22 protein-coding genes and 1 tRNA gene are annotated in these 26,127 nt (G+C 58.2%); 16 read left to right on the plus strand and 7 right to left on the minus strand.

Annotation, left to right across the window (positions count from 1 at the left end; translation table 11 throughout):
* The first annotated feature begins 157 nt into the window (after nt 1-157).
* Nucleotides 158-1,387: an aminotransferase-like domain-containing protein gene (locus AC13QE_RS07145; RefSeq protein ID WP_488483160.1), complete on the plus strand. Its 1,230-nt coding sequence runs from the start codon at nt 158-160 to the stop codon at nt 1,385-1,387.
* A 19-nt stretch (nt 1,388-1,406) separates the two neighbouring features.
* On the opposite strand, the gene AC13QE_RS07150 is transcribed toward AC13QE_RS07145, so the two are convergent.
* Entirely contained in the window at nt 1,407-2,465 is a 1,059-nt protein-coding gene (locus AC13QE_RS07150) for an aldo/keto reductase (protein WP_488483161.1), read from the minus strand.
* Between the two features lie 172 nt (nt 2,466-2,637).
* Between AC13QE_RS07150 and AC13QE_RS07155 the strand changes: the two genes are divergently transcribed.
* From AC13QE_RS07155 to AC13QE_RS07190, 8 genes are all read left to right on the plus strand, one after another.
* Nucleotides 2,638-3,618 carry an ABC transporter substrate-binding protein gene (locus tag AC13QE_RS07155; protein WP_488483162.1) on the plus strand — a complete coding sequence of 327 codons (981 nt, stop codon included), beginning with the start codon at nt 2,638-2,640 and terminating at the stop codon, nt 3,616-3,618.
* A 17-nt stretch (nt 3,619-3,635) separates the two neighbouring features.
* The gene (locus tag AC13QE_RS07160) at nt 3,636-5,330 is read left to right on the plus strand and encodes an ABC transporter permease (protein ID WP_488483163.1); all 1,695 of its coding nucleotides are present in this window, start codon (nt 3,636-3,638) and stop codon (nt 5,328-5,330) included.
* The gene (locus AC13QE_RS07165; protein WP_488483164.1) at nt 5,318-6,349 is read left to right on the plus strand and encodes an ABC transporter ATP-binding protein; all 1,032 of its coding nucleotides are present in this window, start codon (nt 5,318-5,320) and stop codon (nt 6,347-6,349) included. Before AC13QE_RS07160 ends, AC13QE_RS07165 begins: the two co-directional genes overlap by 13 nt.
* A 77-nt stretch (nt 6,350-6,426) precedes the next feature.
* Nucleotides 6,427-7,422, plus strand: a complete 996-nt coding sequence (locus AC13QE_RS07170) for an isopenicillin N synthase family dioxygenase (protein ID WP_488483165.1) — start codon at nt 6,427-6,429, stop codon at nt 7,420-7,422.
* Between the two features lie 48 nt (nt 7,423-7,470).
* Complete coding sequence (locus AC13QE_RS07175; RefSeq protein ID WP_488483166.1) at nt 7,471-8,586, plus strand: endonuclease/exonuclease/phosphatase family protein; 1,116 nt, start codon at nt 7,471-7,473, stop codon at nt 8,584-8,586.
* Nucleotides 8,583-9,326, plus strand: coding sequence for an NUDIX hydrolase (locus AC13QE_RS07180; protein WP_488483167.1), 744 nt, complete (start codon nt 8,583-8,585; stop codon nt 9,324-9,326). Before AC13QE_RS07175 ends, AC13QE_RS07180 begins: the two co-directional genes overlap by 4 nt.
* A 68-nt stretch (nt 9,327-9,394) precedes the next feature.
* Nucleotides 9,395-10,312, plus strand: a complete 918-nt coding sequence (locus AC13QE_RS07185; RefSeq protein ID WP_488483337.1) for a PhzF family phenazine biosynthesis protein — start codon at nt 9,395-9,397, stop codon at nt 10,310-10,312.
* A 124-nt stretch (nt 10,313-10,436) separates the two neighbouring features.
* Nucleotides 10,437-10,512 (plus strand) — tRNA-Lys (locus AC13QE_RS07190).
* A gap of 275 nt (nt 10,513-10,787) precedes the next feature.
* Here the strand turns inward: AC13QE_RS07190 and AC13QE_RS07195 are convergent.
* Nucleotides 10,788-11,084 (minus strand): hypothetical protein, encoded by a 297-nt coding sequence (locus tag AC13QE_RS07195; protein WP_488483168.1) that lies wholly within the window; start codon nt 11,082-11,084, stop codon nt 10,788-10,790.
* Between the two features lie 1,100 nt (nt 11,085-12,184).
* Here AC13QE_RS07195 and AC13QE_RS07200 point away from each other — a divergent pair.
* Nucleotides 12,185-13,648 (plus strand): FAD/NAD(P)-binding protein, encoded by a 1,464-nt coding sequence (locus tag AC13QE_RS07200; RefSeq protein ID WP_488483169.1) that lies wholly within the window; start codon nt 12,185-12,187, stop codon nt 13,646-13,648.
* Between the two features lie 208 nt (nt 13,649-13,856).
* Complete coding sequence (locus AC13QE_RS07205; RefSeq protein WP_132716910.1) at nt 13,857-14,324, plus strand: RrF2 family transcriptional regulator; 468 nt, start codon at nt 13,857-13,859, stop codon at nt 14,322-14,324.
* A gap of 20 nt (nt 14,325-14,344) precedes the next feature.
* Here the strand turns inward: AC13QE_RS07205 and AC13QE_RS07210 are convergent, their stop codons facing one another.
* Together AC13QE_RS07210 and AC13QE_RS07215 are read right to left on the minus strand one after the other, a co-directional pair.
* Nucleotides 14,345-15,562 carry an SfnB family sulfur acquisition oxidoreductase gene (locus AC13QE_RS07210; protein WP_488483170.1) on the minus strand — a complete coding sequence of 406 codons (1,218 nt, stop codon included), beginning with the start codon at nt 15,560-15,562 and terminating at the stop codon, nt 14,345-14,347.
* A gap of 122 nt (nt 15,563-15,684) precedes the next feature.
* The gene (locus AC13QE_RS07215; RefSeq protein WP_488483171.1) at nt 15,685-15,852 is read right to left on the minus strand and encodes a hypothetical protein; all 168 of its coding nucleotides are present in this window, start codon (nt 15,850-15,852) and stop codon (nt 15,685-15,687) included.
* Between the two features lie 350 nt (nt 15,853-16,202).
* On the opposite strand from AC13QE_RS07215, the gene AC13QE_RS07220 reads away from it, so the two are divergent.
* The 4 genes from AC13QE_RS07220 (at nt 16,203) to AC13QE_RS07235 (ending at nt 23,201) form a co-directional block, all read left to right on the plus strand.
* Nucleotides 16,203-17,618 carry an FAD/NAD(P)-binding protein gene (locus tag AC13QE_RS07220; RefSeq protein ID WP_132716908.1) on the plus strand — a complete coding sequence of 472 codons (1,416 nt, stop codon included), beginning with the start codon at nt 16,203-16,205 and terminating at the stop codon, nt 17,616-17,618.
* Nucleotides 17,619-18,034: 416 nt separating this feature from the next.
* Entirely contained in the window at nt 18,035-20,632 is a 2,598-nt protein-coding gene (locus tag AC13QE_RS07225; protein ID WP_488483172.1) for a mechanosensitive ion channel family protein, read from the plus strand.
* A 222-nt stretch (nt 20,633-20,854) separates the two neighbouring features.
* A complete protein-coding gene (locus tag AC13QE_RS07230; RefSeq protein ID WP_015340234.1) occupies nt 20,855-21,694 on the plus strand; it encodes a response regulator in 840 nt (279 codons plus the stop codon).
* 175 nt (nt 21,695-21,869) lie between these two features.
* On the plus strand, nt 21,870-23,201 hold the full coding sequence (locus AC13QE_RS07235; protein ID WP_488483173.1) for a diguanylate cyclase: 1,332 nt from the start codon (nt 21,870-21,872) through the stop codon (nt 23,199-23,201).
* 40 nt (nt 23,202-23,241) lie between these two features.
* Here the strand turns inward: AC13QE_RS07235 and AC13QE_RS07240 are convergent, their stop codons facing one another.
* The 3 genes from AC13QE_RS07240 to AC13QE_RS07250 all read right to left on the minus strand — a co-directional run bounded on the left by AC13QE_RS07240 (nt 23,242) and on the right by AC13QE_RS07250 (nt 25,080).
* Complete coding sequence (locus AC13QE_RS07240; protein ID WP_348627044.1) at nt 23,242-24,261, minus strand: GlxA family transcriptional regulator; 1,020 nt, start codon at nt 24,259-24,261, stop codon at nt 23,242-23,244.
* Between the two features lie 303 nt (nt 24,262-24,564).
* On the minus strand, nt 24,565-24,768 hold the full coding sequence (locus AC13QE_RS07245) for a YjiS-like domain-containing protein (protein ID WP_112334601.1): 204 nt from the start codon (nt 24,766-24,768) through the stop codon (nt 24,565-24,567).
* A 66-nt stretch (nt 24,769-24,834) separates the two neighbouring features.
* The gene (locus AC13QE_RS07250; RefSeq protein WP_015340230.1) at nt 24,835-25,080 is read right to left on the minus strand and encodes a hypothetical protein; all 246 of its coding nucleotides are present in this window, start codon (nt 25,078-25,080) and stop codon (nt 24,835-24,837) included.
* 118 nt (nt 25,081-25,198) lie between these two features.
* Between AC13QE_RS07250 and AC13QE_RS07255 the strand changes: the two genes are divergently transcribed.
* A complete protein-coding gene (locus tag AC13QE_RS07255) occupies nt 25,199-26,098 on the plus strand; it encodes a LysR family transcriptional regulator (protein ID WP_132716903.1) in 900 nt (299 codons plus the stop codon).
* Nucleotides 26,099-26,127: the final 29 nt, after the last annotated feature.

A 26,127-nucleotide genomic window follows, 5' to 3' on the forward strand; every position in this document is an offset into this window, starting at 1 on the left:
CTGGCTGGCGTTCATTCCTTTGTAAGACCATCGTCGATGCTAGCAGGAAAGGCAGACAATATCTGTCACCATGACAAACAAAATAGGTCAGTATTGTTGACTTATCTTTTGTTGCGTGATCTTGTGATACAAAGACCAAAAATTACGAGGAAGCCCCATGTTGAATTGGGAAAATATCTTTGCGACGCGTTCGAGCCGTATGCGCGCCTCCGAAATCCGCGAGCTGCTGAAGCTGCTGGAGCGGCCGGATATCATCTCTTTCGCCGGCGGCATTCCCGATCCCGCGTTGTTTCCGGATGCGGAGTTCAAGCAGGCCTATGCCGACATCTTTTCCGGTCCGACGGTCAATGCAGCGCTGCAATATTCGGTCAGCGAAGGCTACAAGCCGCTGCGCGAATGGCTTGTTGGTCAGATGGGCGCGCTCGGCATTCCCTGCGAACTCGAAAACGTCTTCATCGTCTCCGGTTCGCAGCAGGGGCTCGATTATCTCGGCAAGCTCTTCCTGTCGCCGAAGGACACGGCGCTGGTGACGGCGCCCACCTATCTCGGCGCGCTGCAGGCCTTCAATGCTTATGAGCCGACCTACGATCAGTTGACGCCGAACGGCAACCGCACGCCGGATTCCTATCGCGCCGCGGCTTCGCAGGCGGGGGGCAGGGTGAAGTTCGCTTATCTCTCGGCCGACTTCGCCAACCCGACGGGCGAGACGGTCGACCTGGCCGGGCGTGAGAAGCTGCTCGACCTTGCGGAAGAGCTCGATATCGCCGTCATCGAAGACGCAGCCTATCAGTCGCTGCGTTATGACGGCGAGCCGGTCGCGCCGATCCTGGCGCTGGAAATCGCGCGCAAGGGCAGCATCAACGACACGCGCACGATCTATTGCGGCAGCTTCTCCAAGACGCTGGCGCCCGGCCTTCGTGTCGGCTTCATCGTCGCCAATGCGCCTGTCATCCGCAAGCTGGTGCTGATGAAGCAGGCGGCCGACCTGCATTCCTCGACCATCAACCAGATCGCGATCCATCAGGTCGCCGAGCGCGGTTTTGATGCGCAGGTTGACAAGGTCCGCAAGACCTATAGCCACCGCCGCGACTGCATGCTGGCGGCGCTTGCGAAATACATGCCTAACGGTACGAGCTGGACGAAGCCGCAAGGCGGCATGTTCGTCTGGATCACCCTGCCGAAGGGAATGGATGGCGCCAAGCTGCTTGCACGGTCTCTCGAAACGGCGAAGGTCGCCTTCGTGCCGGGTCAGGCCTTCTTTGCCGACGGCAGCGGCGCGAACACCTTCCGCGTCAGCTTCTCCTGCGCCAATGACGAGATGATCGAAGAGGGTATCTCGCGGCTCGGCAAGCTGATTGCGGGTGAAATTGGGGCGATGGCGGCCTAAGCCGCCGTCGCCGCTTTCTCTACTTGGTAAGGTACGGGCCGATCAGTGAAAGGTCGGCCTCGCTCAGCCTGTCGCTGGCCGTATTGCGCTGGTGCCAGTAGGGATACATCAGCGGCTGCAGGCTGACGTCATCGAGCCGTTTGCGTTCCTCGTCCGTCAGCTTCAGCTCGGCGCTGGCGAGATTGTCCTTGAACTGGGTCTCGGTGCGGCCGCCGATGATGACCGAGGTCACGCCCTTGCGGCCGATAAGCCAGGCAAGCGCCACCTGAGCTGCGGAGACGCCGCGGCCATCGGCGATTTCCACCAGCGTATCGACGATATTCCACAGGCGGTTTTCATCGCGGATCGGCGGTTCCGTCCAGCCGGCGAACTGGCGCGTGCCCTCCGGCGTGGCCTGATTGCGGCGATGCTTGCCTGAGAGCAGACCACCGGCAATCGGGCTCCAGACGAGGATGCCGAGGCCCTGGTCGATACTGATTGGCACCAGCTCGTTTTCCGCGTCGCGGGCTTCCAGCGTGTAATGGATCTGCTGGCTGACGAAGCGTTCGCGCTTGTCGCGCTCACTGACGCCAAGTGCCTTCATGATGTGCCAGCCGGAAAAGTTCGAGCAGCCGATATAGCGGACCTTGCCCTGGCGAACTAATGTGTCGAGCGCTTCCATCGTCTCTTCTAGCGGTGTCTGCCCGTCCCATTCATGCAGCTGATAGAGATCGATGACTTCGGTCTTCATGCGCTTCAGGCTTGCTTCGCAGGCCTGAATGAGGTGCTGACGGGAGGAACCGACATCGTTGACGCCCGGCCCCGTCGGGAAGCGCGCCTTGGTGGCGATGAGCACGCCGTTCTTGCGCGGGCCGCCGATGATCTCGCCGAGAATCTCCTCCGATGCGCCCTGCGAATAGACGTCGGCCGTATCGAGCAGGTTGACGCCGGCATCGATACACATGTCGACAAGCTTCTTGGCTTCCTTGACGCTGAGATCGCCGACAGTTTTTGCCCAGCCGACTCCGCCGAAGGTCATGGTGCCCATGGTGATGGTGGAAACTTTGAGGCCGGAGCGGCCAAGCGGACGATATTCCATCGATCTTTCCTCCTCGATCCCGTCTGAATAACGTGCCTCAGCAAATAGCGCCGGATCGCGGCGGTCAAGATTCAATCATCATACGAACGGCAATCTATTCAAATTCAACTGTCACAATCATGTTAAGCCCCGCGTCTAGACAACCTCATACAACCTAGCCGAGGACGTTTTCATGAAGACCTTTGTTTCCGCCTTTGCCGGCCTATTGGCCATTGCCCTTTTCTCCGGAAGCGCCAACGCCGCCGATCTCGTCCTCTATACCAGCCAGCCGAATGCCGATGCGCAGGCCACCGTCGATGGTTTCATGGCTGCCAACCCCGGCATCAAGGTCGATTGGGTTCGTGATGGCACGCCGCAGATCATTGCCAAGCTGCAGGCTGAAATGCAGGCCGGCGCTCCGATTGCCGATATCCTGCTGATTGCCGATACGGTGACGCTGGAGCGCTTGAAGGAAGCCGGCAAGCTGCTTGCCTACAAGTCGCCGGAAGCCGCAAATTACGATCCGTCGCTCTATGACGCCGGCGGCTATTACTATTCCACCAAGCTGATCACGACCGGCATCGTCTACAACACGGCCGCCGCGATGAAGCCGGCAAGTTGGCACGATCTGGTCAAGCCGGAAGCCAAGGGTCTCGTTGCGATGCCGAGCCCACTGGCTTCGGGCGCCGCTCTCATCCACGCGCAGACGCTCGCCGGCGTCGGCAGTCTCGGTTGGGACTACTACAAGAACCTCGCCGAGAACGGCGCGATCGCTTCGGGCGGCAACGGCGCCGTGCTGAAGTCGGTCGCGTCCGGCGAGAAGGCCTATGGCATGATCGTCGACTACATGCCGATCCGCGAAAAGGCCAAGGGCGCTCCGCTGGAATTCGTTTTCCCGAAGGAAGGCGTTTCGGCTGTGACCGAGCCGGTCGGCATTCTCGCCGGCACGCAGCATGCCGATGCTGCCAAGAAGTTCGTCGATTATGTTCTTTCCGAAAAAGGCCAGGAAGGCTTCCTGAAGCTCGGCTACATCCCGGCCCGCAATGGCACGCCGCTGCCGGAAGGCTTCCCGGCACGTGACAGCATCAAGGTTTTGCCGTTGAATGCCGCCGATGCTCTCAAGAACACGGATCAGGACCTCAAGACCTTTTCCACCTACTTCAAGTCGAAGTAATCCGACCCGGATCTGGAATGTACCGATATGTGCGACGAGGAAACAGCCAGCCGGCCTGGCTGTTTCCTTTTGTTGTTGCCGTCGTGCTCTTGCTCAGCGTTTTGCCGTTGGCACGGCTGGCGTTTGCCGGCGTCGAGGCGCTGCTTAGGGGCGGCACCTATGAACTCATCACCGATCCCTCGCTCTGGCGCTCGGCCTGGTACACGATCGAAACGGCCGTGCTCGGCACCATGGTTTCTGTCTTGCTCGGTTGTCTCTTCGCATTCCTGCTGACATTGACCGATCTTTCGGGCAGGGGGCTTCTCGGCTTCCTCTTCGTATTGCCGATGATGATTCCGCCGCAAGTGACGGCACTCGCCTGGGTACAGATGTCCGGGCCGTCGAGCCCCTTGCTGAAAGCGTTGCATATCGCGCCGCCGCTCGGCTCGCCGCAGCCGCTCTATTCTGTCGGCGGCATTGCGCTGCTTTATGGCGTTCAGCATGCACCGCTCGTCTATCTCGCTCTGCGCGCCGGCCTGATGGCGCTGCCGCGCGATGGCGTCGAGGCCGCAAGGCTTTCGGGCGCGTCCGGCCTGCGTGTCTTCCGCGATATCATCCTGCCCTTGTCTCTGCCCGGTGTCATTGCGGGCGCTGCGATTGCCTTCGTCTCGTCCATCGGCAATTTCGGCATTCCGGCGATCCTTGGTATTCCCGCCTCGATCTATACGCTCTCAACCTTGATCTTCACGAAGTTCTCCAATTTCGGGCCGAGGACATTCGGCGATATCGCCGTGCTCTCGACGATGATCGCCGTCATTGCGGTTGCCGGCCTTGCAGTGCAGGGCATGGCCTTGAAAGGGCGTGACTACCGCGTCATCGGCATTTCCGGCGCGACGGCCGCCTTTTCGCTCGGCCGTTGGCGCTATCTGGCGCTGCCGGTGCTCTATGCCATCCTCTTCATCATGCTTGTTGCTCCCTTTCTGGCGCTGCTCGCAGGTGCGCTGGTGCCGGCATATGGCGTGCCGCTCACCGTCAAGACGGCGTCGCTCAACGCGTTTACGGAAATCCTGTTTCGGCAGAGCATAACGCGCACCGCCTTTTCCAATTCGTTGTTCCTCGCGGGCATGACGGCTTTTGGTCTCCTGCTGGTGACAGTGCTTGCGGCCTATGCGCTGACGCGGCGCAAGGACGCGCTCAGCCGTATCGTTGGCGGCATGATCGAGATCCCTTACTCGCTTCCGGGCATCATCATCGCTGTCTGTTTCATCCTGGTTTTTGCAGCGCCGCTGCCGATCCTCAACGTCACGCTTTACGGGACGATCTGGATCATTCTGCTTGCCTATTTCTCCGCCTATTTCGCTGTCAGCCTGAAACCGGTCATGAGCGCCTTCCTGCAGCTCGATCCGGCACTGGAAGAGGCCGCGCGACTTTCCGGAGCCGGCTTCTTCCGCCGCTTGACCGATATCATCGTGCCGTTGATCGCTCCGGCGGCGGGCGCCTCGGTGATCCTCGTTTTCCTCATTGCCTGCAACGAGCTGACCGTTTCAGCGCTGCTCTGGTCGGCGGGCACGCAGACGCTCGGCGTCGTCATCTATAATCTCGATGATGGCGGCAGCGCCGATCTGGCCTCGGCCATGTCGGTCATCATCATCGCCATGGTCGTCGTGATGATGATGCTTCTGGAAATCATGGCCAAGCGCCTGCCGAAGGGAGTGGTGCCTTGGCGAAGCTGATCCTCAATCATGTCAGCAAGGATTTCGGCACGGGCGGACGCGCTGCCGTCAACGCTTTGTCGCTCGATGTCCGCGAAGGCGGCTTCCTGGCACTGCTCGGTCCCTCGGGCTGCGGCAAGACGACTGTGCTTCGAATGATCGCCGGTTTTGAGCGGCCGACCGATGGCTCCATCCATCTCAGCGAACGGCTGCTGGCCGATGCCGCAAACATGTTGCCGCCGGAGCGGCGCAATATGGCGATGGTGTTCCAATCCTACGCGCTCTGGCCGCACATGAATGTCGCCGATAATGTCGGCTACCCGCTGAAGGTGCGCGGCATCTCTGGCGAGCGTTATCGCGAGAAGGTGCGCGAGGCCTTGGCGACGGTGCGTCTCGGCGACTATGCCGAACGCAGGCCCGCCGATCTTTCCGGCGGTCAGCGGCAGCGCGTGGCGCTTGCCCGCTGCCTGGTGACATCGCCCGATGTCGTGCTGCTGGACGAGCCGCTGGCTAACCTCGACCGTCACCTGAAGAAGGAGATGGAGGAGACCTTTCGCGAATTCCACCAGCGCTCCGGTGCCACCATGGTCTATGTCACCCATGACCAGAGCGAAGCGATGGCGCTCGCGACCGATGTTGCCGTCATGTCCGAAGGGCGGCTCCTGCAGATGGCGCCGCCGGCGGAGATCTATGCGCGCCCCGAAGGCAAAATGGTCGGCGGATTGGTCGGGCACGGTGCCATCCTGTCGATGGCTTTTCCCGATGGCGGTCCGCGCCGTATCGATTGGCCGTTCTTCCGAGGCTTGTGGGAGAATCGGGCAGGCGGCTCGGCCAGAGGGGATATTCTCGTGCGGCCGGAGGACGTGGTTGTCGACGGGGAGGGCATTTCATGCCGTGTCGATTCCGTTCTTTATGAAGGTGAGCGCTATGCTGTGAAGCTATCAATGCCTGATGGGCAGGTGCTGCGTGCCTATAGCCGCGAGGCTGTTGCCGTGGGCGATGATTATCGGGTCGCGATCCGCTCCGCCTGGCGGCTTTGATCGGTGGGGGGACAAGATGGTTGTTCCCTGTCGCCTCCTATGCTTGATTTGCTCGACGTCACGAAGGGGAGTCGCGCATGTCCGATCATAGCTTTCCGATTTTCGATCTCGGCGCTTTCGAAGCAGCCGGTCATGACGAGAAGAAGCGGCTCGGTGCGGAGGTGGATCGGATATGCCGCTCGACCGGCTTTCTGGCGATTGCCAACCACGGTGTCGCGGATGCCGTGATCGCCGAGGTGTGGAAGAAGACACAGACTTTTTTCGATCTGCCGTCTGAGGTGAAGCAGAAGGCGAAAACGCTCTATCCCGGTTACCCCTACGGCTATCTGGGGCCGGGCACTGAGGCACTTGCAAAATCGCGCAACGTGGACACGCCGCCGGATCTGAAGGAAAGCTTCAATGGCGGCCCGCTTTCCGTACCCTCAGGCATGACAGATCCGGAAGCACTCGGCTTCTGCTATGCCGCGACCATCTGGCCGGAAGGGCCTGATGGCTTCGTAGAGGCATGGAAAGCTTATTATCGGGCGATGGAAGATTTGGCGGCGCGTATCATGCGCGTCTTCGCTACGGCGCTCGGCCTTGATGAACATTTCTTCGATTCCTATGTCGATGCGCCGATCAGTGCGCTGAGGGCACTGAATTATCCCGAGCAGCATGTGCCACCGCAGCCGGGCCAGCTTCGCGCCGGCGCGCATACCGATTACGGCAGCCTGACGATCCTCCTGCCGCAACCCGGCTCGAAAGGGCTAGAGATCATCGCCCCTGATGGCAACTGGACGCCGGTGCCGCCGGTGGAGGGTGCTTTCGTCATCAACATCGGCGACCTGATGGCGCTCTGGACCAATGATCGCTGGGTTTCGACTGTCCATCGCGTCGTCAATCCGCCGCCGGAGGAGGGCGGCATGCAGCGCCGCCAGTCTCTGGCCTTCTTCCACCAGCCGAACTGGTTTGCCGAGATCACCTGCCTGCCGTCGTGCCTGAAGGATGGCGAGGAACCGAAATATGCTCCCGTTCTTTCCGGCCCGTATCTGATGGGCAAGTTCAAATCGACGGTAACAGCCAAAGCCGGATGATGCGAGTATAATAAGCCGGCTCACATTTCTCTTAAACTGGAATGCTTCATGTCCCTGCGCCTTGCGACTTTCAATGTCGAAAACCTTTTGACCCGTTTTGATTACACTGGTTTTCGCAATCAGTTGCGCCAGGATCGCGTTCTGCAGCTCTTCGATGTCCGTAATGAAGAGATCTATCAGCAGCTGGAAGCGGCGCGTGTGATTGCGGCGACTGACGACACCAGGCAGATGACCGCGCTTGCGATCGCAGATGCGGATGCCGACATCATCTGCCTGCAGGAGGTCGACAACATGGCGGCGCTGCAGGCTTTCGAATATGGCTATCTCTACCGCATGGTCGGCAACGGCTACCGCCAGAAATTCCTGATCGAAGGCAATGACAGCCGCGGCATCGATGTCGCCGTGATGATGCGTGAGGAGACGCGCGACGGACAGCCGATCGTGCTCAATGACATCAAGAGTCACGCCATGGTGACCTACGGCAATTTCGGCCTTTTCAACGACGAGTTGGCGGAACTCGGCCTTCATTCGGAGGACAAGATCTTCAAGCGCGATTGCCTGGAGCTGCATCTCCATATTGGTGGCGTTCCGTTTTCGCTTTATGTCATCCATCTGAAATCGATGGGACCTGCACGCGAAGGCGTAGATGGACGTCATGCGACCATGCCGATCCGCCGAGCCGAGACCATGGCGGTTCGCCGCATCATCGAAGATCGCTTTGGGGCTGGCCACACGGCGACGAAGAATTTCGCCATCTGCGGCGACATGAACGACTATCAGGAATGGATCGACGTCATCGGCACACGCCGCACCGGCTATCGTTTTGAACCGCGCGGCGAGGAGAAGGGCAGCGCCCTCGATGTTTTCAGCCGTGATGGTTTTGCGGAGAACATCGTGCGGCGGCGAGAGGAGCTTGACCGCTGGACGCTTTACCACGCCCGAGGGCCGCAGGAGCAGCGGCTTTGCCAGCTTGATTACATCTGGCTCTCTCCGGCGCTGGCACGTGCTAATGCAACGCGCATGCCCGATATCATCCGCTCGGGTCAGCCGTTCCGCACTATTTTTCCACCGGGGCAGGAAGTGGAGCGCTATCCGCGCGTCGGCTGGGACAGGCCAAAAGCATCCGATCATTGCCCCGTCGTCATGACATTGGATTTGATATGACCACTTTAGAATTGCAGAGCGATATGGCCGGCTGGCCGCCGGAAAGCACCGTATTTCCCGTTTCCGGGATCGATCTTGCCGTGCTGCCAGGCGAGCATCCTTTCCACATTCAGGAGTCTGCGGCGGCGCAGGAGAACTGGGCAAGAGAAATCGCCGACAATCCAGCCCTTTTTGATGGCCGCATGATCTTCCAGCGTCGTCTTTCGCTTGCCGACGGCCTTGTCAGGGGTGAAGCCTATGTGACGCCTTTCTCGACCTTCCTTTGGTGGCGCAAGCAAAGCAAGCGGCACGGTGGCTTTCATCTTTTCGCATTTCCGGTGGCGGTATCGTCCGATGGTGCGATCATCGCGATCCGCATGGCGCCGCACACTGCCAATCCCGGCCAAATTTATTGCGCGGCTGGATCGATGGACGAAAATGATATTGTCGACGAGCACGCCGACGTCGCTGGCAATATGCGACGCGAGGTGCTGGAGGAAACCGGCCTGGATTTGAACGATGCGATCGCCGACCCTGGATACTACGCAACCCATATGAATCGTTCCGTTACGCTCTTTCGGGTTTTCCGCTTTCCGTGGACGGCCGAGGATATGCTTCGGCGTATCGAGGCGCATATACTGGTGTCTGAAGAAGATGAGGTCGATGGTGTGGTCGCCATTCGCTCGGCCGATCCCGCCGCGCATCACTACAGCGTGGCGATGCTGCCGATCCTTGCCTGGTTCTTCGGTGGCGGTAGATAGCTCGGGCTTGCGCTGGGGTCGCTTGCCGGTATGAATAATTAGATCTGGAAGTATGGATGGAGGCCAGATTGGCGCGCAGCTACAGTGTCTATGATGTGTTCACCGACAACAAGCTGGCGGGCAATCCGCTCGCAATCATCTTCGATGCGGGGGACCTGAGCGATGAGGCAATGCAGGCGATCGCCAGGGAGATGAACCTTTCCGAGACGGTCTTTGTGCTGCCGCCGCAAAATCCCGCCCACACGGCGAGCCTGCGCATATTCACGCCCGGCCGCGAACTGCCTTTTGCCGGGCATCCGACAGTCGGCACGGCGATCGCCTTGGCGGAGAAGGTCCATGCCAATCATGGCGGTGACCTCGATCTCGTTTCCGTCCTCGATGAGCGTGTCGGACCGGTGCGTTGCGCCATCAAGCTACGCCAGAACAAGGCGAGTTTTGCCGAGTTCGATCTACCGAAGAAGTCGCAGGAGATCCCGCTGCCGCTGGATAGGGCCGATATCGCCAATGCACTCAGCCTGAAGATCACCGAGATTGGCTTCGAGAACCATGTACCTTCCATTTGGAGTGCCGGAGTGCCGTTTCTTTTGGTGCCGGTGCACGATGTCGGCGCAGCTGAAAGGCTGGAGTTCGATCTGCAGCTTTGGGAAAAGACGGTGCCCTTCGTCGACGGCGCGCTTGCTTCGGCTTTCATTTATTGCCGCGGCGGCGTCAATCACGTTGCCAAATTCCACGCGCGCATGTTCCCCGTGGGAATGGGTATCGTCGAAGACCCGGCGACGGGTGCTGCAGTGGCGGCGCTGTCCGGGGCGATCAATCAGTTCGATGCTTTGCCGGATGGGCATCATCCTGTTGTCATAGAGCAGGGCATCGAGATGGGACGGCCATCGCTGATTCATCTTCACCTCGATATCAATGGTGGCCTGATCGCCAATGCCCGCATCGGCGGCCAGGCGGTGCGTGTTGCATCGGGAATTCTTGAGCTTTGATTTTATTGACTTTTCGGCGGCCTCTGAAATTTTTTTGACAAAAAAACAAAGAAAATTCGTCTGGCCGCTGGACAATCAAACCGATCCTATTTATATGCCCGGTCACGCCGCCAGCAAGCGGTACGGGTGATTAGCTCAGTTGGTAGAGCAGCTGACTCTTAATCAGCGGGTCGTAGGTTCGAGCCCTACATCACCCACCAAAAACTCCTTGAAATCGTTAGTTAATTCGAAACGTCTCGAGGGTTTTCGGCTGCGCGGTTTCCAGCAGATTGGAAACGGTTTCCAATTCAAGTTCCGTGCTATTCCGGAATGCAGCGGCTCGATCTCGCTCCAGCGGGTTTCCATGAACTTCATCGCATCCCGAGCTAAACTCCGTAGCGCGACGTCCCTTCCGTACTTCAGCATAAGAGAGGTATTCGTCCGCGGTTCTTCTCCCGATCGGACAGCGATCGACGTTGTCGGTAGGGGTGTCGCTCTAGTCGGAAAGCCTGCCCAGTAGAAGGCCGGTAAATAAGCCGAGGAGCGCCGTCACGATCAGGACGGAGCTTGTGGCGGTTGGATTTTCCTTTGCGACCTGCACTACGTTCCGGCCCTCGGAGCGGGCATGATCCGCGATGTTTGCAACTTTTCCCTTTGCTGAAGAAAGGGCCTCGTCGGCGCGATCCGAGGCGCTATCGATCCGCTTTGCCAAATCGGTGGAGAGCCTATCGATCTGGCTGCGGAGTTCATCGATCTGCGCATTGATGTCCTTGTCCAGCGAGATGTTGGCCATGATGCCCTCCTTGATTGCGGGTAAGTTCCTCCAGGAACGAATGGGGGCTTGCTTTGGTTCCCATCAGGTTGAACGACGTCTTTCGCAGTTGGAGAAGTTTTGAAACGGCCGCGAAGCGACCGATGTGCCAATGGCTTTAGCGTAGATGCAGGAGAAACGCGGTTGGCGCTGATATCGACATCGTGAAAAGAAATAGGGAAAGCCCATATTTCAGTCTTCGCATTCGGCGTGTCTTGATGCCGTCCCAGTCATATCCCATAAGTATATCCTGTTTGCTTCGTGCTTTATTGATGCTGGAAATATCCCATGAATTGTTTGCGCGAAGCTTGTGAATTGTTTTCATCGAAACGATGAAGAGATGCATCGGATTATACAATCCTGTGCTGCAATTTTTTCTTTGGCTTTTGCAAGTATAATCGAGAAGGTCCACTATTAACTAGAAGTAGTGAACTCGGATCCTCTCGCAGATCTTACGCGAGCTACAATCTTTGATTTGACTGAACATCCAGCTCGGGCACTGATTGCGCACTAACCAATCTACATCACCAGATTATGCTGTTGCTGTAAGCGGCGCTTACGCCTGCGCTCGGATAGGCCGGGCCGACGGAGCTTCCCGGCTATCGCCCCGCGTTCAAATGACGTCAGAGATGTCTGGCCGATGGCAATGGCCATTGCTTTCGATCACGTGCGTTCAAGGCTTCCTATATCCACCTTCCATGACGCTGAATACAAAGATAGCGGCCAGAATCACGATCAGCGTATAATCGAAGGCGGAGAGCAGGCGAAGCAGTTCCATGATGTTTCTCCTCCCACAGAGAACACGAACCAGAACAACCGCTAGTATGTTCCTCCCCCGGGCGCATGCCAAGTTTTTTGCATTCTGCGGTGCAAAAACAATGTTGTGCGAAGCAAAATAACCAGTTGTTTCCAAAGACATATCAGCACTCTATTAACTGCTATTGGTTGCGGTAAGGGCGAACGCGCGCTGCAATCGTATTGTCAACAAATTTTATAGAGTATAGCATCGGGACAATGATAAGTCCGATTGCCCAACTCTTGCAGAAATCACGTGGTGCGATCGATCTGGAGGGAGTTGGCTATTGACCCTTGGCTCTGACCATCAGCCGCGTGACCTGCCTGTTGTCGTTATCGTCGGCGGTGGCGTTTCCGGAACAGGGGTTGCCTTTCATCTGCTGCAGCGACAATCGCGACAGGTCGGTCAGGTCTTCATATTCGAGCCGCGGGAGCGTTTGGGGGCAGGGCTCGCCTACGACACGCAGGATATCGCCCATCGCATCAATGTACCCGCGGCGAGGATGAGCCTGCTGCCCGATGACATCGAACATTTTCAGCGCTGGCTGCTGGAAAATAATGCGCTTGCCGATGATGATGCGGCGATTGCCGTCGATGGCAGTCTTTTTCCGCGACGCTCCGTTTTCGGGAGCTATATCAACAGCATGATCCGTCCCTTCGCCGAGAACGGGCGGCTGCGCCACGTCAGGCAAAGCGTCGAGCGGATCCAGAGGACGGGCGGCCGCTGGGCGGTGACCGGTGCTGGCGGAGGGCGCGTTGATGCCGATATTCTCGTCATCGCGACAAGCCATCCGTCGCCTTTGCCGCCGCAGGTGTTGCGGGATGCGCTTGCCGATCACCCACGCTTTGTTGCCGACCCAACGCGTCCTGATGCGCTTTCGGTCGTCGGCGCCGGAGATCGCGTCCTTGTGGTCGGCAACGGTTTGACCTCGGCCGACGTCATCGCCTCGCTCGAACTCAGGGGACATAAGGGGCCGGTCACCGCGATATCCCGACGCGGTCTGCGCTCGCGTGGCCATGCCGCGGTCAAGCAGGAGCTATTCGGCGATTTTGCTGATCAGCCCTCGAAAACCGCGGTTGATCTGCTGAAAAGCGTGCGAGCGGCTATCCGTAGGGCGGAAGGGGAAGGACGCAGCTGGCATGCGGTCATCGATCAGGTAAGGACGCAGGGGCGGCAAATCTGGGAGGCGCTTCCGATCAAGGAGCGGCGTCGGCTGGTTCGGCATTTGCGGCCGTTTTGGGATGTCCATCGTTTCCGTGTTGCGCCGCAGGTGGAAGCTGTCAGCGAACGGGCGCTTGCAAGCGGCAGGCTTGAGGTGCTGGCGGCTTCGGTTGCGGAGGTTGGCGTTACCGACGATGTCATCGATTGCCGGTTGCGATTGAGCCGTTCCGACCGCTTCGTCAGAAGGCAATTCGATGCGGTCGTCGTTACCACCGGTCCGGGACACCGAGGCATTCTGCAATCCCAAGCCTGGATCGATGAGCTGTCGAAAGCCGGATATCTCGCATTGGATCCCGCCCGCTTGGGATTTTCCTGCGACACGCAATCACGCGCCTTGGCGGCCGACGGCACGGTGACACCATCTCTGTTTATCTCCGGACCGCTCGCACGCGGAACCTTCGGCGAATTGATGGGATTGCCCGAGGTGGTCGAGCACGCCGTTCTCGTCGCCGACCAGGTGGCCGGCGCGATCGCCGATTACACGACGCGTGGGCAAGGGAAGGCATATTTGGACAGTAGCGCCGCCTAAAATCCAAGAAAAGCCGCAAATTCGTTGCTCAGACGATACATTTGCCTAAATTTACTCATATAAACTATACAATTTGTGAGTTACTATCTTGTTCCCACGAGATTGCGGAGTTACTTCCGCAGTCCCATGCTGACAGGATTGGCCCGTTGAGTCTCTTTCGAGCCATGCCGGGTTTTCAACAACTGACTTTGCAGTAAAGCGGACGGCGATGCTTACGAAAAAAGGAAAGTACGGATTGAAGGCGCTGGTGGATCTCGCACGCCTTGGTCCGGGTGAAACCGCGTTCATCAACGATATCGCGTTACGCAACAATATTCCGAAGAAGTTTCTCGATACCATCCTGCTAGAATTGCGAAACGCCGGCGTGTTGCGTTCGAAGAAGGGGCCAGGCGGCGGTTATTCGCTGTCGCGTCCCGCCTCGGAAATCCGCATCGGCCACGTCATCCGTACCCTGGACGGTCCGCTGGCTCCTATCCGCTGCGCCAGCCGCACGGCCTATGAAGCTTGCGACGACTGTTCCGATCCGGAGCGTTGTCAGGTACGGCGCTCGATGACCGAGGTGCGTGACGCGATTGCCGAGATTCTCGACAACATGTCGCTGGAACAATTCGTCGCCGGTGGCGCGGATTTCGACGCCCCGGAACGGGAAGATCGACGCGCTTCTCATACCGCCTGATTTTCGACGTACCTTTGCTTTCAAGGCAACCAACTCTTCAATGGCTTCACGCCGTTGAGATGGTAGTTGCCGACGATGTGGTATTTCTGGCGGGCCGGTTCATGCAGCGTATGGATGCGGGCGTTGCGCCAATGGCGGTCGAGGTTCAGGCCGATGCCCGCCGACGTCGTGCCGGCAAGCTCGAACAGCGTATCGGCTGCCTCCATCGCAATATCAGCCGTCATAGTCTGGGCTGCCGCAACGGAGAGCGCCGCATCGATGACGTGGTCTTCCGTGAGATTGATCTGCGCCGCGTCGATCTTGCCGCCGGCCCATTCCATCGTTGCCGTTGCCGCTTCGATGTGGACGGCAATTTCTCCGACTCTCGTTACGATCAGCGGATCATTGACGGCTTGCTCATCGCCATCGCTTTCCTCCGGGTGAGGACGCGCCCGCACGAGCTCCATAGTCGCTGCCAGTGCGGATCTGGCGATGCCGAGATTGATTCCAGCGCGCGTGAGCTGGTTCACGCAATCGATCACCGTCGGCTCCGCCAACTTTTCTCGGTCTACGAGCAGGGTGTCGGCATCGAGATAGACATTATGCAATATGACCGTGCCGTTTCCGGAGGTGCGTTGACCAAAGCCGTCCCAATCGTCGATGATCTGGATGCCTTCCGTATTTCTGGGCACGACAGCGGCTATCGATCCCTGGCGTTTATCCGCCGCGAACAGCGCGATCCAATCTGAAAAGAGAATGCTGGCGGATGGCCGGCTACGTCCGTTGAGGCGGAAGCCGGCTCCGTCCGATGTCAGATGCCAGGAATGCTGGTCGGCGCCGCTCGCACCCGCCTCGGAAAAGATGCTGCCGAAACGATCGCCGGTAATGGCGCGATCGAAAAGGAGTGCCCTTTGGTCCTCACCGCCGCCAATTCTGACCGCTTCCAGCACGTGAAAATGCGTCTGCAATATCTGCGCGATGGAAGGGTCGGCCTCCGCCAGGATGGCGATGACTTCGGCGAGAACGCTGTTCGAAATGTCGATGCCGCCATTTTCGGAGGGAACGGAAATTCCAAGCAGCCCCGATTGGGATAGAGCCTCGGCCTCGTCATAGGGCAGGATGCGGTTGATATCGCGGTCGCTCGCCTGCTGTGCAAAGGCGGCCGCAAACGAGCGCGCAATATCGAGCGCCTCTTCTTCGCTTTGAACGCGATGGGCGGGCGGCCTGACGCGTTCATACAATTGGGAAACAGTCCCCATTTGTCACTCCTCGACCAGCGCCGACTCGGCTCCTCAGGGCGTGGCAAATCAGCGAGATGCTGGTTTCGCACCCTTCTGTATAATAGGCGCCGACTGAAAAATTGTAAGCGTTCGGCCCGATGTCAGTCAGATCGAATAGCGAACTCGGTGCCTTCCAATGCCATTCCCTCCACAGCGAAAGCGGTTTCGAAATCTGATCTTAGCGCGCGGAATTGCTTTCCTTTTCCCGGCTCAATCGAAGGCGCGGCACGAAGAAAGCAGCCGACCGCAAGATGTTTTTCAAACTGCATTATCGCCAATCCGATTCCGCCCGCAGAAGAAAGCGCTTGCTAGACGCGCATTTTCGCGCTTTCATATACGACTAAATAAGTAGACAATGACAATAATCATGCCGCCTCATCGCTTCAAGAAGCAATGGCGGACGATTGCAGGCATCGGATATTGCACGAGTTGGACCTGCCTGTCGCACCTTTCTTTCGTTGGAGAAGAATGGTGGAATTTTGAGACCCGAAGCGGCTCTTATGCGTTTGTCAGCCACCGTTCTTCGGTGTCGAGCATGAGATCGGAGTTTGAATTTCGGGCCGTTAAGTGACAAGCCCAAGAAAGGCATGATCGACCACCTCTCGCCCCAGGAGTTGATATGACGGTTCAGGGATTCTTTTCCGCCAGGACGAATGCGGCGTCGTCGGCTTATGTGATGCCGCGGATTGCCGTGATCGGACGTGGTTTTTCCGGCATGATGATGGCAATCGCCCTGCTGAAGACAGTGCGCTTTCCCTTCCATCTGCAGCTCTTCGATCCCAATTCCAGCGTCAGCGGTGGTCAGGCGCTCGCCTCGGGACACAGCAGCGAAATCCTCAACAGCCGCGTGCGCGATCTTTCGGTCTCTGCCGGCGATCCTGACGATTTCAATCAATGGCTCTCCAGCAATGCGCCTTTCCGCAGCGCCGTTCCCGCCGCCATACCGGGTTTCTTGCAGATCTTCGTGCCGAAGAGCATTTTCAGCGACTACGTCTACCAGCGCTTTTCGGAAGCCTTCTCATCACGGCGCGATGTGGCGGTGCAGGTCCGCAGCGAGACGGTCTTCGGTCTCAGGCGTGTTCGCGGCGGCCGTTTCGTGGTGGAGAGCGACGGTGCCGGCAATGCGCCATTTGATATGGTGGTGCTGGCAACGGGCTACGGCATTGCCGATCGGGAGGCGCAGGCCAGCGATCTCGTGACGGTCCCGACCACCGTTCGTGCGCGCCGCCTTGTGTCGCGACCGCACACGATCTTGCTGGGAAGCGGCCTGCGCGTGGTCGATCGGCTGCTGCAGATGCGCGAAAATGGCTATACGGGGCAGATCACCATCGTTTCGCGGCGGGGCTTCCTGCCGCAGAGCCATACGCGCAACAATGCCGACCCGGTTTTCCCTGCAGATGAGATGCCAGATAAACTCAGCGAAATTGTTCGCTTCATTCGCCGCGCGTGCGAGGAGGCGGAGGCGAACGGGCAGAGCTGGCAGTCCGTTATGAATGGTTTGCGCAAGCATGCCCGATCGCTATGGCGATCCCTGCCGGCCGGTCAGAAGCAGCAGTTCAACCGTCATCTGCGGGCGCTCTATGACAGCCATCGCAATCGGTTGCCCGAAGCCCTGCATGTTCGCCTCAATCAGGAGATGGCTGAGGGTAACACGCTGTTGCGGCGCGGTCACTTCATCCGGCGGACGCCGACAGGGCTGATTTTGAGGCCCGCGGGACGGCAGGAGACCGAGCAGCTCTATGCCGATGACGTGATCGATTGTCGATGCCAGGCGCCCGATCTGAATGCGCCGTTGCTGCGCAGCCTCATCGACGCCGGCCTCGCAGTGCCGGACGAGCTCGGTCTCGGTCTCGCCGTCGATGCTGCAGGTGGGCTCGAGGTCAATGGGCGTTCGACGGAGGGGCTCTTTGCCATCGGTCCCCTGGGGCTTGGAAGTCTCCCGGACATCGATCTCGTGCCTGAGATCGTGACGCAGGCCTATGCTGCCGCCGAAAGCGTGGCGGAACGTTTTCATCCGCAATGCAAGGCGGTCTGACCACTCAGCAGCGTCTCCAGTTGCAAGCAAGATGGCGATCGTTTGGTTCGTTAAGCGTGCTGCATCGCGGCAGAATAGCGGCTTGCCGCGGGCGCCGAACATGGCGCCACCTTCATTCTGATTGCCCAGCGCGATAATCTATCATTGCCAAGGTGGTTCTCTGGCCTATTTCTGGACGGGCGCTGGTCCGTGCGATAGGTCATGTCCAATATGAGGCGGCGTTACCAGGTTTTGAGCGAGGTTCTGGACAGGATAAGGGCGTGAAATGCCTTCGTGTCGCCTTTCTTTGTCTTACAAGGCGTACGCGTAAAGACTATGGAATTCGCAATCTTGTTATAGGACGAGTCGGGTCTCTGTTTTTGCGGCGATTTCGGTCATCCATTGGCTGCGACTTCATGTGCAACGAGGAGCTCTGCTTGCGCCCGCTGAAATCTCGTCTTTTTCTATTGCCTCTTTTGTTGCTGGGATTGGCTGTATTTGCCATCATCGGTCCGCTGGTGGGCGAGGATGCCTTTGCGCAGGATCAGCAGCCGGCCCAGACGTCACAGCAAACGGATCAACAGCCCGGGCAGCTCGCCACTGGGCTGCTGGATACGGCCGTCACCGAACTCGGCAAGGCAAAGAAGACCTACGCATCGCTTCAGGAGGCGGCGAAGCAGGCAACGGCTGATGATGAGACGCTCGTGGCGCTCTCCGGCCAGGTTGACGAACTCAATCGCACCACCGCTGCTATTTCCGCGCGCCTGAAACCCCGTACCGCCGAGATCGATACACGCCTGACGCAACTCGGTGCTGCCCCGAAGGAAGGCCAGCCGCCTGAGGCTCCGATCGTGACACAGGAGCGCGACCGGCTCAATGCCGAACGCTCGCAGATCAGTGCCGTGATCCTCGATGCAGACAATCTGACCGCAGAAAGTAATCGGCTTTCGATGCAATTCATGGAGATGCGCCGAAAGTTGTTTGCCGAGACACTATTCAAGCGGACGGAGGTTTCCACCACGACATTCGACGATGCAGGCGCGGCTTTGGTCGAGGAGGGCGTCAAGTTTACTGCCGCGGTGACGAGCTGGATCGCCTTCGTGCTCAAGGCAAAGCTCGCCTCGCTTCTGGCTGCCGTCTGCCTGTCGATCGGCGCTGCGCTGATATTTCTTTTTGGGGGTTATCGGCTGTTCCGCCGCTACTACGTGCAGGACGAGGCTATCGAGAATCCGCCCTATATCAGCCGACTCTCCGTCGCCTTCTGGTCGACGCTGATCCGCACGCTGTCGCTGGCGGCCTTTCTTGTCACATCTTTCTTCTTCCTCTCGAATTTCAATGTGCTGCGGCCCGACATCGCGCCGATACTGGCGGCGGTCTTTGGCTTCATCGGCCTCGTCTATTTTGTCGGTCGCCTCAGCAATGCCGTCTTCGCGCCATTCCGGCCGCATTGGCGCTTGGTCAAGCTGTCAAACAAGGGAGCGCATTCGCTCACCTGGTGCCTGCAGGCGATGGCCGTGGTCAACGGGCTGGATTACGTCTTCGACCGCATCAGCGAGTCTCTGGGATCGCCGGTCGTCGTTACCGTAGCGAAAAGCTTCCTGGCCGCACTCTTGATCGGCCTCATCCTGATTGCGGCCTCCTTCGGCTCGCCGATGCTGGCCAAGAATGGCGATCCGGATGCGCCAGGTCGCCATTGGCCGCATGGCATGGCCATCATTCTTCGCGCTCTCGGCATATTGGTGATCTTCACCTCGTTCATCGGCTATGTGGGGCTTGCCCGCTTCATGGCAACGCAGATGATCGTGACGAGCGCTGTCATCGCAACCATGTATCTCGGTTTTCAGCTCGGCAAGGCCGTATCCAAGCAGGGCGTCTTTGCCGAAACGATCATCGGCCGCTTCTTGGAAAACCGTCTGACGCTGCGTGAAGTGGCGCTCGATCAGGCAGGTCTCGCAGCCGGACTTGCGACCTACGCAGTCGCGCTGCTGACGGGCATTCCCCTGATTCTGCTCTCCTGGGGTTTCCACATTCAGGATCTGGAAGCCTTCGCCTACAGGCTCTTCACCGAGATCAAGATCGGCAACATGTCGATCTCGCTGCTCGGCATCTTTGTCGGTATCCTGCTGTTTGCGGGCGGCTATCTGGTCACGCGCTGGTTCCAGCGGTGGCTCGATAGCAATGTCATGGCGCGCGGGCAGGTGGATCTGGGTGTCCGCAATTCGGTGAGAACCGGCATCGGCTATCTGGGCATAGCATTGGCGGCGATCTTTGCCATTTCCGCTGCCGGCATCGATTTGTCCAGCCTGGCGCTCGTCGCCAGCGCCCTTTCGGTCGGTATCGGTTTCGGTCTGCAGAATATCGTGTCGAACTTCGTGTCGGGCCTGATCCTGCTGGTCGAACGACCGTTCAAGGTTGGCGACTGGATCGTTTCGGGTACATCGGAAGGCATCGTCAAGCGCATCTCGGTGCGTGCGACCGAGATCGAGACCTTCCGCAAGCAGTCGATTATCGTGCCAAACTCCGAGCTTATCAACGCATCCCTCGGCAACTGGACGCATCGCAACAGGCTTGGCCGCTCCGAAATCCCTGTATCCGTCAGCTATGATGCCGATCCGCGCAAGGTGATGGATATTTTGCTGGAGCTGGTACGCTCGATCCCGAAGGTGCTTAGGAATCCGGAGCCGCATGTGGAGTTCCTGCGTTTCGGGCCGTCATCGCTCGATTTCGAGATGCGCTTTTATCTGTCCGATCTCTCCGACGGCATGGAGATCCGCAACAATCTGCGCATCGAAATCCTGAAGCGCTTCAACGAGGAGGGGATTTCAATTCCCTATCCGCATCAAGAACTGCATATCGTTCGCGACGGTAGGAGAGGCAGGCAGCTGGATGCTACAGCCGAAGCACTGACGGATTCTGCCGACGGGCCCGAGGCCGGGGATGCCATTCAGGAAGGCTCTGTTTCGTCCCGCGAAGATAAAGTGCCGGAGGCAAAGGGGGCGGCGAGCCGGCGTCGCGGCCGGACCGCAGCGGAGTAAGTTGCACGCAGGCAGGCCGCCGCCTGTGTGCTCCGTCTGGAAGACTTAACCCTGACTTCTCGACATGGACAACGTGCTGCCAGCAAGGCCCGCGCCTCGAACGGCGTCGGCCGACCAGCGTAATTTTCTTCATTTCCGGGAAACCAATCGACTTAACAAATACGCAAAAGCTTTGTCTTAAAACAATACAGAGGGGATCATTTTCAAAAACAGGTTTTCATTATGCCATTTCTGGGTGTTTCGGGGATGCAATATTCCGGCGCGTCTCTTGCCGGCTCTCGCATTCTTCTCGTCGAGGATTCCAATCTCTTTACATCGATGGTCAGGGCGAAGCTGAAGGGGCTTCTGGACATCGACGTCGAGATTTGCCGCAATTTCGAAGAACTGCAGCTTGCCTACGACAAGTCGTCGGAGCCGATCAAGCTGGCGATCTCGAACATGAACCTGCCGGGCGCCGAGAAGGGAGAGGCCTTGGCTTATCTTCTCGATCTCAGCATTCCAACGATCGCCTTCACGGGCACTTTTCTCGAAGGCACACGCGACGAGCTGATCGCCAAGGATGTGGTGGATTATATTCTCAAGGATAATATCTTTGCGGTGGATATGCTGGCGGAATCGATCTGCCGCTTTCTGACGAACCATCGTCACCACGTTCTCATCGTGGACGACAGCGCAACGGCCCGCGCTTTACTGTCCAGCCGGCTTAAACGCTACAATTTCCGCGTCAGCGTTGCGGAGAATGGTGCAAAAGCGCTCGAAATCCTGAAAGCCAGCTCGGATATCGGCCTTATGGTCACGGACTACAATATGCCCGACATGGACGGATTCGAGCTGACGCGGCGCATCCGCGCCACCACCGGCTCTCATGAGCTGCGCATTATCGGTGTCTCGTCATCCAGCAACCGGCTGCTTTCTGCCCGTTTCCTCAAAGCGGGCGGCAATGATTTCATCCTGCGGCCCTTCATCGACGAGGAATTCTACTGCCGCGTGAATCAGAATCTCGACACGCTGTTGCAGATTCAGTCGGCGCAGCCGCCTGCGAGGGAGGTACAGGCCCGATAAAATCGGCTTGAGCAATCCAGAAAAAGTGAGGAAAAATCACTTTTATGTAAATCTCCGCAATCGGCGGTTCCAATTTTTTCACGAATCCTGTTCAGGATACGGGAAAGACGGTTTGGCAGACCTGCAATTGACTGAATATTCATACACCTGAGGGTGTGGGAGGAATTGACGGGAAATGGTACTGCATGCGGGAAACCTCAGCGGCGGCCTCGGTCACCGCGACGGCAGCCAGAAAATACTTCTGGTTGAGGATTCGCGCATGTTTTCGGCGGTGCTATCGCATCGGTTCGAAACCGAACTCGGTCTTGCGGTAACCCATTGCTCTTCATTGAAAGTGCTGAACGAGGTGCTGGCAGGGGCGGATCGCAGCTTCACGATGGCGGTGATCGACCTTAACCTCCCCGACGCTGCCCATGGAGAAGCCCTGGATGTCGCCGTCGCCCATGACATTCCCACTATCGTTTTTACGGCATCTTTCGACTTAGCGACGCGCAATCGCATCATGGAGCGCAATGTCGTCGACTATGTGCTCAAGGATGGCGAGTTCGCCCTCGACAATCTCGTCTCCTCCGTCCGCCGCGCCATTGCCAATCGGTCTGTCCGCGTGATGGTCGTCGATGATGTGCCTTCGGCGCGGAAAATGCTGACGGACTTGCTGCACGCCCAGCAATTCAAGGTCGCTGAAGCCGGCACGGGTGTCGAGGCGCTGGCAATGCTCGAAACATTCGACGACATCGAAATCGTCGTCACCGACTATAATATGCCTGACATGAACGGGCATGAACTGACCCGCCGCATCCGCCACCGCTATGGTTCGGATCGGATGCGGATCATCGGCATTTCGTCTTCGAACGATCGTTTGCTGTCTGCGACATTCCTGAAGGCGGGCGCCAGCGATTTCATCTATCGGCCCTTCGTTCAGGAAGAGCTGCAATGCCGCATTGCATTGAATGTGGAGACGCTGTCGCAGCTGAAGCAATTGCGGGCGGCGGCGGCGAGCGACTATCTGACTGGGCTCTATAACAGGCGCTATTTCTATGATCATGGCCCGCGCCTAGTCAATGAATGCCTGCGTCGCCAGCGTCCGAGCTCCGTTGCCATTCTCGACATCGATCACTTCAAGCATCTGAACGACACTTATGGGCACGAGATCGGAGACCAAGTGCTGAAGGCCGTTGCTGGCAGGCTTCACACGCTTCTGGAAGGCACGAATAATCTGCTCTCCCGCCTTGGGGGCGAAGAGTTTGCCATTCTTTTTGCGGAAATGAATTCGCGTGCGGCAACCGAGCTGTGCGACGAAGTCCGACTGAGCCTTGCGAGCCTGAAGGTTCATGCCGACGACGAAGAGCTTTCGGTGACTGTTTCCATCGGGGTTGCGGAAATTGCCGGCTACGAGGCCTTCGACAACTATCTCAATGCTGCCGACCAGTTTCTCTATATGGCGAAGCACAGTGGCCGAAACCAGGTCTATTCCGATTTCAAGATGGCTCAACAGGCGGCCCAGTAAGCCGCCTGCAATAATCCGATTGCCTTGATTTCCATCGCTCTCAGACGACAATGCCGGTGCGGTTGGTCGACATGGTCAGCTTGCGTTCTGCGCGCTCCTGCTGCGGCGAGCGATTATAGAGTTCGCGATAACACTTAGAGAAGTGCGAGGCCGATACGAAGCCGCATGCGACCGCCACTTCAACAACCGGCATGGAGGACTGCACCAGTAGATGCCGGGCGCGATCCAGGCGAATTTCAAGATAGTAGCGTGCCGGCGAGCGGCCCATTTCCTGGCGGAACAGGCGCTCGATCTGCCGACGCGACAGGCCGGCATCGTCAGCGATTTCCAAAAGCGACAGCGGTTCGGCAAGGTTGCTTTCCATCAGCTCGATGATCGATAGGACCTTGGAGTTCTGCACGCCGAGACGCGCGCGCAGCGGCAGGCGCTGGCGGTCATGCGGGCTGCGGACACGATCGGTCAGCTGCTGCTCGCAGACGCGGTTGACGAGGTTTTCGCCAAAGTCCTGACCGATGAGATTGAGCATCATGTCAAGCGAGGCGGTGCCGCCGGCGCATGTATAGAGGTTGCTGTCGACCTCATAGAGATCGGCATAGACTTCCGCCTGCGGGAAGGTTTCCGAAAAGCCCGGCAGGTTCTCCCAGTGGATCGCACAGCGCTTGCCATTCAGCAATCCTGCTTGGGCAAGCACATGCGCGCCCGTACAGAGGCTGCCGACGGCGACGCCGCGATTGTATGTCTCGCGCAGCCAGGCATTGACCGACTTGTTGTGGAATTCTTCGACATAGATGCCGGAACAGACCAGCACCATGTTGGGGCGGTTCTCGCCGCCGAGATAACGGCGCTCGTCGGTAAGGGAGGAATTGACCTCCAGCCCGATGCCGCTGGAGGAATAGACTTTCTGACCGTCCGTCGAGGCGAGCCGCCATGTGTAGGCGGGGTAGCCCAGCATGCGATTGGCAATCCGTAGCGTCTCGATCGCGGCGGAAAACGGCAGCATAGTGAAATGCGGAACAAGGAAGAAAACCAGGGAGCGCGTCTTGATCGGGGTCTTGCTCATGTCGTGAAAATCCATGTTCCAGGGCCGTTACGTATTCCTTGCGTCAAATACGTCGGCCCGATGGTCTATAAGCGACATTGGCATGGATAATCGCGGCCGCAAAGGGATATTTGCGTCTACTTTGAAAAATACGGCTATGAAGGAGAGAAACAAAGGGGAGGCGAGCAATATGCTCAAGCGACGAAATATATTTGTGGGTAATTCTCAGGATTAAAATGCGCTTCGCATCCTGATGCGTAAATGTTCAAAAGGCGACGCTCGCTTGGGTTGAACGCCGCCTTCAGCCGTTATGCTTGCTGATTATCATCGGGTAGCTTTCGGCTTCTTGATTTCGTTTGCGGCCGGCCAGCCCAGGTCCTTGCGCATGTCATCGGACAGAGATTCGAGCTCACGAAGGGAGCGCCACTGCTGCCAGCGATTAGCGAGGCGAGAAAAGAAGGGCATGTAACTTCCGCCTGACGGAAACGGGTTCCGCGTGCCGGTCTGTCTATAGCTGATGGTCGTCATTTTCAGGGTCCTTTCAGTGTCAACCGTTCAAAATGTCACGGGTTTAATATGGGCCTGCCAGATCCATCAATCAAACGAATAGATCTTATAGCTGCCATTAGTATTATTGAACGAACGCAATTTGCCGGGTTTCCGCTCCAGCGCCGACAATGTGCGATCCGGCGGGAGGCCGCGTGCATTGACGTCATCGATCAGATGAGCGGGAAAGCGGGTGGCAATCTCGTCGAGGGTGTGCTGTGCCATCCGCTGAATCTTGCGGAGGCGTAAAAGAGAGAAAAGCCGTGAGGCTTCGTCTGATACCATGCCAGCCATGATTTTACTCCTTTGAGGCTGTCTGAATTTCCATTACGTCTAATATGGTGCTTCGTTGACATTCAGACAAATGAAATGATATGGTGCTTAGGATCAGAAAAATTGAAAGGTAACCGATATGACCGTACCGTTCCGCCGGCCCATACCGTTGCTTGACAATGAAGTTCTGCGTACCTTTGTCGCGATTGCCGAAACGGGGAATTTTTCGACCGCGGCCGATGCTGTTTTTCGCACGCCATCCGCCGTTTCGATGCAGATCAAGAAGCTGGAGGAGCAGCTCGGCGTCACGCTATTCCTGCGCGACGCGCGCTCGGTGAGCCTGACGCAGCATGGGGAGATGCTGCTTTCCTATGCGCGCAATATTCTGGCGCTCTCCAATGAGGCGGTGTCGCGCTTCATCATGCCAGAACTCAGCGGGGTGGTACGGCTTGGCGCGCCTGACGATATAGGCGAGCGCCTGCTGCCGACCATCCTGAAGAGTTTTTCGGAAACTTATCCAGGCATCATGGTCGATGTCGTCGTCGATATGAGCATCCAGCTCAAGAAGCGCATCGAGGAACAGCGGCTGGACCTCGCGCTGATCAATTGCGCGACGCGTCCTTTCCCGACCGAGGGTGAGGTCATCTACACGGAGCGTCTCGTCTGGGCCGGCGCCAAGTGCGGTACCGCCTATCGCCGCGATCCGCTGCCGATCTCGATCTGGGAAGAGGGCTGCATCTGGCGGTCGGAAGCGATGTCGCAGCTAGAGCGGCAGAAGCGTGCTTATCGCGTTTCCTATCTCAGCGCGCATACGATGGCGCAGCGCGCCGCGATCGTCTCCGATCTTGCCGTCGCGCCATTCCCGCGCTCCTACATCACCGATGATATGGAAATCCTCGGGCCGAACGAGGGGCTACCGGAACTGACGTCCTTCGACATTCGTCTGCTGACGGCATCGCAGATGACCGGACCGATGAAAGCGGTGGCAGACAGCATTCGCCAGGCCTTCGTCGAGATCGGGCGCAAAATGGCCGCGTGAATCGCGGCCAACCATCTCTTGGACGAATT

Source organism: Martinezella sp. CNPSo 3957 (genome assembly GCF_057784395.1).